General features: G+C 71.4%; 8 protein-coding genes. 6 read left to right on the plus strand and 2 right to left on the minus strand.

The features are described 5' to 3' along the window. Positions 1–5: 5 nt before the first annotated feature. Together ABZT02_RS14170 and ABZT02_RS14175 are read left to right on the plus strand one after the other, a co-directional pair. Positions 6–1,505 (plus strand): CYTH and CHAD domain-containing protein, encoded by a 1,500-nt coding sequence (locus tag ABZT02_RS14170; protein WP_356017598.1) that lies wholly within the window; start codon positions 6–8, stop codon positions 1,503–1,505. 76 nt (positions 1,506–1,581) lie between these two features. Next, positions 1,582–3,549, plus strand: coding sequence for a TIGR03960 family B12-binding radical SAM protein (locus tag ABZT02_RS14175; RefSeq protein ID WP_356017600.1), 1,968 nt, complete (start codon positions 1,582–1,584; stop codon positions 3,547–3,549). A gap of 75 nt (positions 3,550–3,624) precedes the next feature. Here the strand turns inward: ABZT02_RS14175 and ABZT02_RS14180 are convergent, their stop codons facing one another. Together ABZT02_RS14180 and ABZT02_RS14185 are read right to left on the minus strand one after the other, a co-directional pair. Continuing rightward, a complete protein-coding gene (locus tag ABZT02_RS14180; RefSeq protein ID WP_356017602.1) occupies positions 3,625–4,323 on the minus strand; it encodes a DUF899 family protein in 699 nt (232 codons plus the stop codon). Between the two features lie 179 nt (positions 4,324–4,502). Further along, positions 4,503–5,087 (minus strand): TerD family protein, encoded by a 585-nt coding sequence (locus ABZT02_RS14185; RefSeq protein ID WP_356017604.1) that lies wholly within the window; start codon positions 5,085–5,087, stop codon positions 4,503–4,505. Positions 5,088–5,310: 223 nt separating this feature from the next. Here ABZT02_RS14185 and ABZT02_RS14190 point away from each other — a divergent pair, with 223 nt between their 5' ends. From ABZT02_RS14190 to ABZT02_RS14205, 4 genes are all read left to right on the plus strand, one after another. Continuing rightward, positions 5,311–5,460: a hypothetical protein gene (locus ABZT02_RS14190; protein WP_356017606.1), complete on the plus strand. Its 150-nt coding sequence runs from the start codon at positions 5,311–5,313 to the stop codon at positions 5,458–5,460. Positions 5,461–5,578: 118 nt separating this feature from the next. Next, on the plus strand, positions 5,579–6,745 hold the full coding sequence (locus ABZT02_RS14195) for a hypothetical protein (protein ID WP_356017609.1): 1,167 nt from the start codon (positions 5,579–5,581) through the stop codon (positions 6,743–6,745). A 48-nt stretch (positions 6,746–6,793) separates the two neighbouring features. After that, positions 6,794–7,558 (plus strand): TIGR03936 family radical SAM-associated protein, encoded by a 765-nt coding sequence (locus tag ABZT02_RS14200; RefSeq protein WP_356017611.1) that lies wholly within the window; start codon positions 6,794–6,796, stop codon positions 7,556–7,558. Between the two features lie 263 nt (positions 7,559–7,821). Then, complete coding sequence (locus tag ABZT02_RS14205; RefSeq protein WP_356017613.1) at positions 7,822–11,880, plus strand: Rne/Rng family ribonuclease; 4,059 nt, start codon at positions 7,822–7,824, stop codon at positions 11,878–11,880. Positions 11,881–12,009: the final 129 nt, after the last annotated feature.

Genomic DNA, 12,009 nt, shown 5'->3' on the forward strand with positions numbered 1-12,009 from the left:
GAATCATGGCGGACACAAAGCGGGAGATCGAACGCAAGTACGAGTCCGACGAGGGTGGCCTGCCCGATCTGACCGGAGTCGCCGGCGTCGAGGCCGTCGTCGACAAGGGCGTGATGCGACTGGACGCCACCTATTACGACACGCCCGACGAACGCCTCATGGCCTCCTCGATCACCCTGCGCCGCCGTACGGGTGGATCGGACGCCGGCTGGCACCTGAAGTTCCCCGTCTCCCAGGGCGTGCGCGACGAGATCCGGGCCCCGCTGTCCGACACCCTCCCCGACGAACTCGCCGCGCTGGTCCGCTCCCGCGTCCGGGACGTCGAACTGCTGCCCGTGGTCCGGCTGCGTTCCGACCGCGACGTGCGCCACCTCCTCGACGCGGAGGGCAAGCTGCTCGCCGAGGTCAGCGAGGACGCCGTGCACGCCGAGCGGCTCAGCGGCGGCGTGGGCGACGCCCAGTGGACCGAGATCGAGGTGGAACTCGCCGACGGCGGCGACCCGGCCTTCCTCGACAAGGTGGAGAAACGCCTGCGCAAGGCGGGCGTACGGCCGTCCGGGTCCTCCTCCAAGCTGGCCAGGGCCCTCGCCGAGACCGCACCCCCGCGGAAGAGCCCCGTCACCGCGGACTCGGTGACCGCCGGCGACCACGTCCTCGCCTACGTCCGCGCCCAGCGGGACGCGATCGTCGAGCTCGACCCGGCCGTCCGCCAGGACGTCGAGGACTCCGTGCACAGCATGCGCGTCGCCACCCGCCGACTGCGCAGCACCCTCAAGTCGTACGGCAAGGTCCTCGACCGGGACGTCACCGACCCGATCGGCGACGAGCTGAAGTGGCTGGCCGGCGAGCTGGGCGTGGACCGGGACCGCGAGGTGCTCACCGAACGACTGTCGGCGGCCCTCGACGAGGTGCCCGGGGCGCTGGTCTCGGGGCCCGTGGCCGAACGACTGAGCGCCTGGTCGGGGGTCAATCCGGGCGGGTCGAGTGCGCGGCTGATCGGAGTACTGGACTCCCGGCGCCATCTCGCCCTGCTCGACGCCCTGGACGCGCTGATCGCGGACCCGCCGCTGCTGAAGGCGGCCGGGAAGAAACCCCACAAGGTGATCGCCAAGGCCGTGCGGAAGGACTTCCGCAAGGTCTCCGGGCTCGTCGGACAGGCGCTGGAACTGGAACCCGGCACCGATCGGGACGTCGCGATCCACGAGGCCCGCAAGAAGACCAAGCGCACCCGCTACGCGGCCGAGGCGGCCTGCCCGGCCCTCGGCAAGCCGGCCAAGACCATGGTCAAGTCCATGAAGGCGCTCCAGAACCTGCTGGGCGAGCACCAGGACAGCGTGATGGCCCGGCAGACCCTGCGCGAACTGTCCGCGGTCGCCCACGCGGCGGGGGAGAGCGCCTTCACCTACGGGCTGCTGTACGGGCGTGAGGAGCAGCGGGCGGCGGCGGTGGAGGCCGAGCTGCCCGGGTTCTGGGACGGGATCAAGGGGGAGGCGGACGCCCTCTGACCTTCCGGGCGTACGGGGGGTGGTCGCGGCCGCGTTACGCTAGATGGTCACCCCTGTCCGTCCATGGAAGTGCGAGATGTCAGCCGAAACCGCCGCGTCGGTGTTCCCGCAGCTCGAAGCTCTGCTCCCGCATGTGCAGAAGCCGATCCAGTACGTCGGCGGTGAGCTCAACTCCACCGTCAAGCCGTGGGAGTCCTGCGACGTCCGCTGGGCACTGATGTACCCGGACGCCTACGAGGTGGGTCTGCCCAACCAGGGCGTCATGATCCTCTACGAGGTCCTGAACGAACAGGAGGGCGTCCTCGCCGAGCGCACCTACAGCGTGTGGCCGGACCTGGAGGCGCTGATGCGGGAGCACGACGTCCCGCAGTTCACGGTGGACAGCCACCGCCCGGTGGGCGCCTTCGACGTGTTCGGCCTGTCCTTCTCCACGGAGCTGGGCTACACCAACATGCTCACCGCGCTGGACCTGGCGGGCATCCCGCTGGAGTCCAAGGACAGGGGGTTGGACGACCCGATCGTCCTGGCCGGCGGCCACGCGGCCTTCAACCCCGAGCCGATCGCGGACTTCATCGACGCGGCGATCATCGGCGACGGCGAGCAGGCCGTGCTCGACATGACGAAGATCATCCGCGAGTGGAAGGCGGAGGGGCGACCGGGCGGCCGCGAGGAGGTCCTCTTCCGCCTCGCGAAGACCGGCTCGGTGTACATCCCGGCGTTCTACGACGTCGAGTACCTCCCGGACGGCCGTATCGCCCGCGTGGTCCCCAACAAGTCGGGTGTCCCGTGGCGCGTGTCCAAGCACACCGTCATGGACCTGGACGAGTGGCCGTACCCCAAGCAGCCCCTCGTCCCCCTCGCCGAGACGGTCCACGAGCGCATGTCGGTGGAGATCTTCCGCGGCTGCACCCGCGGCTGCCGCTTCTGCCAGGCGGGCATGATCACCCGCCCGGTCCGCGAGCGCTCCATCACGGGCATCGGCGACATGGTCGAGAAGGGCCTCAAGGCGACGGGCTTCGAGGAGGTAGGACTTCTCTCCCTCTCCTCGGCGGACCACTCGGAGATCGGCGACATCGCGAAGGGCCTGGCGGACCGGTACGAGGAGGACAAGATCGGCCTGTCCCTCCCCTCCACCCGCGTGGACGCCTTCAACGTCGACCTCGCGAACGAACTGACCCGCAACGGCCGCCGCTCGGGCCTGACCTTCGCCCCCGAGGGCGGCTCGGAGCGCATGCGCAAGGTCATCAACAAGATGGTCTCGGAAGAGGACCTCATCCGCACGGTCTCCACGGCGTACGGCAACGGCTGGCGCCAGGTGAAGCTGTACTTCATGTGCGGCCTGCCGACGGAGACGGACGAGGACGTCCTCCAGATCGCCGACATGGCCACGAAGGTGATCGCCGAGGGCCGCAAGGTCTCCGGCCAGAACGACATCCGCTGCACGGTGTCCATCGGCGGCTTCGTCCCCAAGCCCCACACCCCCTTCCAGTGGGCCCCGCAGCTCTCCGCCGAGGAGACGGACGCCCGCCTGCAGAAGCTCCGCGACAAGATCCGCGGCGACAAGAAGTACGGCCGCTCGATCGGCTTCCGCTACCACGACGGCAAGCCGGGCATCGTGGAGGGCCTCCTGTCCCGCGGCGACCGCCGCATCGGCGCCGTCATCCGCGCCGTCTACGAGGACGGCGGCCGCTTCGACGGCTGGCGCGAGCACTTCTCCTACGACCGCTGGATGGCCTGCGCCGACAAGACGCTCCCCGCGTTCGGCGTGGACGTCGACTGGTACACGACCCGCGAGAAGACCTACGAGGAGGTCCTCCCCTGGGACCACCTCGACTCCGGCCTCGACAAGGACTGGCTCTGGGAGGACTGGCAGGACGCCCTCGACGAGACGGAGGTCGAGGACTGCCGGTGGACGCCGTGCTTCGATTGCGGGGTGTGCCCGCAGCTCGACACGCACATCCAGATCGGACCTACGGGGAAGAAGCTGTTGCCGTTGACGGTGAAGAACGCGGGTGCTCCTGCGGCGAGTGGGCATTCGCACTGAGGTGAGTGACGACGAGGCCCCCTTCCTGCCCGCCTGGGTTCTGGGAGGGGGCCTCGGCTGTCCTGAGGCCGGGCGTCAGTGTGCGTTGCCGGCGTCCGGGCCGTAGAGGGCTGCGATGTCCTTCGATGTGGCCCAGCGGCTGTACGTGGGGGACTGGGGCCAGCCTTCCGGGGAGTCCTGCCATTCCTCCTGGCGGCCGTAGGGGAGGAGGTCGATCAGGGCGAAGGTGTGGCTGAGTTGCTCGGTGCCGCGGCCGTTGGTGTGCCAGGTGCGGTAGACGGTGTCGCCGTCGCGCAGGAAGACGTTGACGGCGAATCCTCCGTCGGGCGGAGCGCCGACGTCGGTCCCGAACGGGCTGTTCGCGGTCGAGTACCACGGCATCCTGTTGCCCACCCGCTCCTTGTAGGCGAGGGCCTCCTCGATCGGGCCCTGGGTGACGATCACGAACCGCGCGTCGTAGTTGTCCAGGAACTCCAGGCGGGTGTACTGCGAGGTGAAGCCGGTACACCCCGAGCACTGCCACTCCTGGCCGGCGGACCACATGTGGTTGTAGACGATCAGTTGCCGCTTGCTCTCGAAGACGTCCGCCAGTCGTACGGGGCCGTCCTCGCCCTCCAGTGTGTAGTCGGACATCTCCATCATCGGCAGGCGGCGACGCTCGGCCGCGATGGCGTCGAGTTCCCGCGTGGCGGCCTTCTCCCGGGCTCGTAGTTCTTCGAGCCGGTGCTCCCATGTCGCGGCGTCGACGACGGGAGGCAGTGCGTGGGTGGTCATGGATCCCCTCACAGAGTGCGTGCGCAGCTTTCTCTTGTGCAGAGGCAGACCCCGGCGGGCTTTGGAACTCATCGGTCGAGAGAGGGGAGAAGGAGGGGGAGGGGGCCAGGGGGCGGGGGCCAGGGGGAGGGCCGTTGTTCGTCGGGGCTCTCCGCCCGGCGTCCCGTTACCGGCAGCCGCTACTTGCTCGCGGCGAAGCGCATCAGGGCCAGTTCGTCGCCCTGCTTGATCTTGCCGGTGGTGTTGATGACTTCGAGCTTCCAGGTGTTGCCGACCCGGACCGCCTTGGCGACCGCGCAGCCGTTGTCCGTGGTGAGCATGCTCGGCCAGATGTCGGCGACCTGCTGGGAGCTGCCGCCGGTGGCGTCGTAGACCTTGAAGCTGACGTTGCGGGCCTTCTGGAAGGAGCTGCCCTTCTTGTAGGCCGCGGCGACGAAGACGATCGACGTGATGTGCGGCGGGATCTTCGCGAACTCGACGGTGACCGTCTCGTCGTCGCCGTCCCCGTGGCCGGTCTGGTTGTCGCCGCTGTGGAGCAGGGAGCCGTTGCCGATGGGGTCGAGCGAGTCGAGGCCCGCCAGACGTACCGGGTCGCCGTCGTGCATGGCTATGGCGATCAGGTCGAGATCCGTGCCGCTCTTGCGGCGGAGCTTGCCGATCACCCCACCGCTGGCCCCCGCGGTGGGGTCCCAGGAGACCCCTATGGACAGATGGGTCACGCCGTCCAGGTCCGCCGGGCCGTCTTCCTTCGTAAGCGTAATCATGGGGACATAGTGCACGGGCTCGCACCGAGGTCCCAGGGCGGACCCTCCATGAGGGCCGGGACGTGAGGCCTGTGTCGACCCTTGGCCGACCTCCGAGGCGGGCCTGGATCCGGCCGTGCTGGTGAACGGGCGGATCGGACCGTCCGAGGAGGCGTCGCGCGAGCCGGCGGGGTTCGCGGCCTTCGTGGACCTGGAACGGCCGCGTAGGTCAGGCTGAGTGACGGTGACGAACCTCTGGTACGTCAAGGACGACACCTTCCTCGGCAGGCTCTCGATCCGGCACCGGCTCACCCCGCACCTGCTGGAACTCGGCGGCGGCCGCCCTGCCCCTCTGCCGTCGACTGGGCATCGACCGGGCCCTGGTCACCTGTGACGCCACCAACACCGCGTCTCGTAAAGTGATCGAGGCCAATGGGGGAGAATTCGAGGACCGGCGCGGCGTAAAGCTTCGGTACTGGATCCGGACGGGGAACTGAGGCGTCTACGTCGTTATGGACCTGGAGAAGCAGCCCGTGCCGCAGACGTCCCCGCCCGAGGGATGTCTGACGGTCGCGATTCGCATTCCCGTACGTATCGTCGTGCTCGTGCTGGTCGTGCCCGTGCGGATCGTGTGGGACGCGGTCGTCGTCGTGGGGCGTTTCCTGCGCGACAGCGTGCTGCGGCCGCTGTGGCGGGCACTGGTCGTCTGGCCCTGTGTGGCCCTGTGGCGATACGTGGTCGTGCCCCTCGCCAAGGCGGTCGGCTGGCTCGGCAAGGTGCTCGTGGTCATCCCCCTGGTGGCGCTGTACCGGTATGTGCTGACGCCGGTCGGGCACGGCATCGGGTGGGTCGTGCGGGGGATCGTGGCCGGGCTGGTGTGGGTGTACGCGCGCGTGCTCACTCCGGTCGGGCACGGGATCGTGTGGCTTCTCCAGGGCCTGGGCGCCGGGCTCGTCTGGATCTGCACAGTGATCGGGCATGGCATCGCGTGGGTCGTGCGGGGCATCGTGGCCGGGCTGGTGTGGGTGTACGCGCGCATGTTCACTCCGGTCGGGCACGGGATCGTGTGGCTTCTCCAGGGCCTCGGCGCCGCGCTCGTCTGGATCTTCACGCCGATCGGGCGCGCGATCGTCTGGTGCGCCAGGGGGCTCGCATGGCTGGCGAGCGCCGTCGCCACCGGCATCGGTGTCGCCCTGTACTGGATCGCCCGGATCCTGCTCGTCCTGCCCGCCGTCGCCCTGTGGCGCTGGATCCTCGCGCCCGCGGGAAGGATGTCGGCCGTCGTCGGCCGGGAGGTGTGGGGTGCGCTCGGGCATGCCTGGCGGATCGCCGGGCACATCTCGCTCGCTGTCGGGCGGTTCCTCGGAACCCTTTTCAGGTGGATCTTCGTCGAGCCGGTGCGCTGGGTGTACCGCGAGGTCCTGACCCCCGTCGGGCAGGTGATCCGGGACATGGTGGTGCGTCCTGTCGCCGAGGCCGCGCGCAGTGTGGGACGGATCACCCGGGCCGCGCTCGCGTCCGCCCGGGAGTCCGTACGGCAGGCCCGGGCCGACGTCCGGCGGATGCTCTTCGGGGATGCCGCAGCGACCCGTGAGCGTGAGACGGTGGCCCGGCGGGAACCGACGGGCGCCGACACACGTACTCTTGGTAGCAGTACGACCGCACTCACGAAGGACTGAGCGACACTGGGCAAGCGACAGCCCGAAGGCCCGCCGCCCGCACCGGCGGTGCAGCGCATCCGACTGCGCTACACCAAGCGCGGCCGCCTCCGGTTCACCAGCCACCGTGACTTCCAGCGCGCCTTCGAGCGGGCGCTGCGCCGTGCCGAGGTGCCCATGGCGTACTCGGCGGGGTTCACGCCCCATCCGAAGGTGTCGTACGCCAATGCCGCACCCACCGGCACGGGCAGTGAGGCGGAGTACCTGGAGATCGCGCTCACTCAGGCGCGCGACCCGGAGAAGCTCCGGCTCCTCCTCGACGAGTCGCTGCCCGCCGGGCTCGACGTCGTCGACGCGGTCGAGGCCCGGACCTCGGGACTCGCCGACCGGCTCACCGCTTCCGTGTGGGAGCTCAGGCTGGACGGCGTGGAACCGGCCGAGGCCGAGCGCGCGGTCGCCGCGTTCAACTCCGCCGAGGCGGTCGAGGTCCAGCGCACCACCAAGAACGGCCTGAGGACCTTTGACGCCCGCCCCGCGGTCGTCCAACTTGAAACGCACAGTGAACCCGCTGATAGGCCGACCGACCAGCCCTGTGCGATACTGCGGCTGGTTGTTCGGCACGTGACGCCTGCCGTTCGACCCGACGACGTCCTGTCCGGTCTCCGCGCCGTGGCCGACCTGGCGCCGCCGGTCCCCGCAGCGGTGACCAGGCTGGCGCAGGGGCTGCTCGATGAAGAGACCGGCACGGTGACCGACCCGCTCGCGCCCGACCGCGAGGCAGTCGAGGCCCACTCAACGGCCGAACCGACTGCCGCCGCGAAGGCGCCGGCGTAAGGAAGGTCCCGCGAAGGACGGGCGTCGTAGCGCAGCCCTCGGACTCGGGAGCCACCTGGGTCGGGCAGCGCACTGACCACAAGACTTTCGCCAGGCCGTACCCAACAAGGGCGTACGGAACCGGCGAGACAGGACACAGAGAGCTCCCGTGCGGCGCCCGCGCCCCGGACGGCGGCACCGCGCATCGCGCGAGCCGCGGACGTCACCGGCATCCTCGCCGGACCAGGCGCGGCGCCCGGGAGCCTGACGGGAGACAAGCCCGCATGCTCGAACCGACCGAACCCATCGAGGGTTCCGAACAGAACACTCCCAGCGACACGCTGCCGCCGCGCCGTCGGCGCCGTGCCGCGTCCAGGCCGGCGGGACCGCCGGTCGCCGCCGCCCCGGGCGGCGAGGAGGTCGTCGCTCCGGCCGTCGCGGCCGCGCAGGCGGAGGACCTCGTCACGGACGAGGAGGAGAAGCTCGACGAGACCGTCGAGAACACCGAGATCGCTCAGGCGGAGGAGCCGGCCGAGGCCGCTGCGCCCGCCGGGCGTCCGCGTCGGCGTGCGACGCGTAGGGCGTCCGCCCCTGCCGGAGCGCCCGCCGCGGCCGAGGCCGCCGAAACCGTGGTGCCGGCGGTCGCCGCCGAGACCGCCGCCGCGGACAGCGCGCCGGCCGTCGAGACCGAGGACGCGGCTCCGCCCGCCGGGCGTACCCGTCGGCGCGCGACCCGTCGGGTGTCCGCACCCGCCGGTGCCTCCGCGGCCGACGAGGTCGCCGAGACCGTGGTGCCGGCGCCGGCCGAGACGCCCGCCGCGGCCGGGACCGCCGATGAGGCGCCCGCCGCCGAGACCGCCGCGCCCGCCGGGCGTACGCGTCGCCGGGCTTCCCGGCGTGCCGCCGCGCCCGCCGGTGCTCCGGAGGCCGTGGAGGCCGTGGAAGCGGCGCCTGCCGCCGAGACCGTAGAGCCGGTGGCCGCGGAAGCGCCCGCCGAGACCGCCGATGCCGAGGACACGGGCGCGCGTCGTACCCGTCGCCGTGCCACGCGCCGCGTCTCCACGCCTGCCGGTGCCCCCGAGGGCGAGGCCGTCGAGGCCGCGCCGTCCGAGCCGGTTGCCGAGGCCCCCGCCGTGCCGGAACCGGCCGCTGAGGCCCCCGCCCCCGCCGAGGAGGCCGCCCCGCGTCGTGGCCGGCGTCGGTCCGTCCGTCAGGCCGCCACCGGGTTCTCCGAGCCCGAGCGGCGCGCCGGCGATGCCGAGGACGAGGACGGGTCGCCGCGTCGGCCCGCGCGTCCCGCGGTCGCCGTGTTCCAGGCGCCCGTCTTCACCGAGCCGCAGTTCCAGACCGCGCAGCGGGCCGCAGCCGAGGCAGCCGCGGAGGCGGAGGCCGAGCAGAGCGAGCCGGCCGAGTCCGTCGAGCCGGTCGAGGAGATCGCCGAGGAGCAGACCGGGTCGCGGCGCCGCCGCCGGCGCCGGGGTGCCGCCGACGAGCCCGAGGCGCAGGAGACCGTCGCCGAGGCCGTCGTGGAGGACGAGGAGGCGGACGACGCCGTCGAGGACTCCGTCGACGAGGACGAGGCCGAGGAGACGGGGTCGCGCAGGCGCCGTCGTCGCGGTGGCCGCCGTAGGCGCCGGGGCGATTCCCCCGAGGCCGCCGGTGACGAGGACTCCGACGACGCCGACGAGTTCGCCGCCGAGCAGTCCGGGCAGGCCGGGCAGTCCGCCCAGGACGAGGACGGCGCCGAGGACGACGAGGACGACGAGGACGCCCGTTCGGACGAGTCCGGCGGGTCCAGCTCCAGCCGTCGCCGCCGTCGCCGCAGGCGTCGGGCCGGTGACTCCTCCGTCGACACCGGGCCCGATGACGGCGACCCCGAGCGGACCGTCGTCAAGGTGCGCGAGCCCCGCCCCGCGCGGGAAAGGAGTGCCGAGCCGTCCGACGAGGTGCAGTCCATCAAGGGCTCGACCCGTCTGGAGGCCAAGAAGCAGCGCCGTCGCGAGGGCCGCGAGCAGGGGCGTCGCCGCGTCCCGATCATCACCGAGGCCGAGTTCCTGGCCCGCCGCGAGGCCGTCGAGCGCGTGATGGTCGTCCGGCAGAGCGGTGAGCGCACCCAGATCGGCGTCCTCGAAGACGGTGTGCTCGTCGAGCACTACGTCAACAAGGAGCAGGCCACCTCGTACGTCGGCAACGTCTACCTGGGCAAGGTCCAGAACGTGCTGCCGTCGATGGAGGCCGCCTTCATCGACATCGGCAAGGGCCGCAACGCGGTCCTGTACGCCGGTGAGGTCAACTTCGAGGCGCTCGGCATGGCCAACGGGCCGCGCCGCATCGAGTCCGCGCTCAAGTCCGGCCAGCCCGTGCTCGTCCAGGTGACGAAGGACCCGATCGGACACAAGGGCGCGCGTCTGACCAGCCAGGTCTCCCTCCCGGGCCGCTACCTCGTGTACGTCCCCGAGGGCTCCATGACCGGGATCAGCCGCAAGCTGCCCGACATCGAGCGCGCGCGTCTGAAGACCATCCTCAAGAAGATCGTCCCCGAGGACGCGGGCGTCATCGTGCGCACCGCCGCCGAGGGCGCGAGCGAGGACGAGCTGCGCCGCGATGTCGAGCGGCTCCAGGGGCAGTGGGAGGACATCCAGAAGAAGGCGAAGAGCGGCAACGCCCCGACGCTGCTCTACGGCGAGCCGGACATGACCGTCCGGGTCGTCCGCGACATCTTCAACGAGGACTTCACCAAGGTCGTCGTCAGCGGTGAAGAGGGATGGGAGACCATCCACGGATACGTCTCCCACGTCGCGCCCGACTTGGTCGACCGGCTGTCGAAGTGGACGTCCGAGGTCGACGTCTTCGCCACGTACCGGATCGACGAGCAGCTCGCCAAGGCGCTGGACCGCAAGGTCTGGCTGCCGAGTGGCGGTTCGCTGGTGATCGACCGGACCGAGGCGATGGTCGTCGTCGACGTCAACACCGGCAAGTTCACCGGCCAGGGCGGCAACCTGGAGGAGACGGTCACCAGGAACAACCTGGAGGCGGCCGAGGAGATCGTGCGTCAGCTCAGGCTGCGCGACCTCGGCGGCATCATCGTCATCGACTTCATCGACATGGTCCTGGAGTCCAACCGGGACCTGGTGCTGCGGCGCCTCCTGGAGTGCCTGGGCCGGGACCGGACCAAGCACCAGGTCGCCGAGGTCACCTCGCTGGGCCTGGTGCAGATGACCCGTAAGCGGGTCGGGCAGGGCCTGCTGGAGTCCTTCTCGGAGACCTGCGTCCACTGCAACGGCCGCGGTGTCATCGTGCACATGGAGCAGCCGACCTCCGCCGGGGGCGGCGGCAAGCGCAAGAAGCGCGGACGCGGTGGTGACGGGCACGAGCACACGCACGAGGCCGTGGCCGTCGAGACGATCGAGGAGCCCGAGGAGGTCGAGACCGAGGCGGAGCTCGCCGCCGAGGTTGCCGAGCCGATCGCGCTCACTCCGGCCGAGTTCGCGCCCGACGAGGAGCTGTACAGCAGCGTCGCCGAGGCGGAGGCCGCGGCCACGCGCGGGCGTGGCCGCCGCAGGTCGAGCCGCCGGGCGTCCGCTCCGGCCGGTGCCCCGCGGGGTGCCGGTGCCAGGCGGTCGGGCGGTGCCGAGGCGCCGGCCGACCAGGAGAGCCCGGTGTCCGAGGACGTCGAGGTGCCGACCGCTCAGGCCGTACCGGCCGAGGCCGAGGTGGCGCGTCCGGTGCAGCCGGAGTCGGCCGCCGAGGCGCAGGCCGAGCCGGTCGCCGCGGAGGACCCGGTCGTCGAGGCCGCGCCCGTCGCCGACGAGGCGGCACCGAAGGGTCGTACCCGTCGTCGCGCCACCCGCAAGGTGTCCGCGCCCGCCGGGTCGCCTGCCGGGGCGGAGGCCGCCGTGGTGACGGTCGCCGAGACCGCGCCGGTGGCCGAGCCGCAGGCCGAACCGGCTCCGGCCGCGGCGGCCGAGCCCGCCGCGGCGGCCGCCGAGAGCGCCGCCCCGGCCCGTCCGCGCCGCCGTGCCGTCCGCAAGGCCACCGCGCCCACCGCGTCCGAGGAGGCGGCCGTCGTGGTCGTGCCTTCGGCCGAGGCGCCGGCTGAGGCTTCGGTCGCGGCGGAGGAGCCCGCCGAGGAGGCGGCTCCGGCCAAGAAGACGGCCCGCAAGACGGCCAAGAAGGTCACGGCGAAGAAGGCCGCGACCAAGAAGGCCGCCGTCGCCAAGAAGACGGTCGCGAAGAAGACCGTCGCCAAGAAGACGACCGCGAAGAAGGCGACGTCGAAGAAGACGGTGGCGGCCGAGCAGCAGCCGCCGCAGTCCGTCTCGACCCAGGCGGACGAGGCCTGACGGACGGTCACCGAATAGATTCGGCCGTACGAAGATCGAAATCCGCTCCCGGTTCGCCGGGGGCGGATTTCGTGCTTCTGTGGGTATTGCGTCCGACGGAAAGTTGTCAACCGGTGATCGATCATATGA

It is taken from the genome of Streptomyces sp. NPDC005402 (assembly GCF_040606575.1).
Taxonomy (GTDB): domain Bacteria; phylum Actinomycetota; class Actinomycetes; order Streptomycetales; family Streptomycetaceae; genus Streptomyces.

Excerpts from the sequence above, each read along its gene's own strand:
- ABZT02_RS14170 (WP_356017598.1), top strand. The coding sequence starts at position 6 with ATGGCGGACACAAAGCGGGAGATCGAACGCAAGTACGAGTCCGACGAG.
- ABZT02_RS14175 (WP_356017600.1), top strand. The coding sequence starts at position 1,582 with ATGTCAGCCGAAACCGCCGCGTCGGTGTTCCCGCAGCTCGAAGCTCTG.
- ABZT02_RS14180 (WP_356017602.1), bottom strand. The coding sequence starts at position 4,323 with ATGACCACCCACGCACTGCCTCCCGTCGTCGACGCCGCGACATGGGAG.
- ABZT02_RS14185 (WP_356017604.1), bottom strand. The coding sequence starts at position 5,087 with ATGATTACGCTTACGAAGGAAGACGGCCCGGCGGACCTGGACGGCGTG.
- ABZT02_RS14195 (WP_356017609.1), top strand. The coding sequence starts at position 5,579 with ATGGACCTGGAGAAGCAGCCCGTGCCGCAGACGTCCCCGCCCGAGGGA.
- ABZT02_RS14205 (WP_356017613.1), top strand. The coding sequence starts at position 7,822 with ATGCTCGAACCGACCGAACCCATCGAGGGTTCCGAACAGAACACTCCC.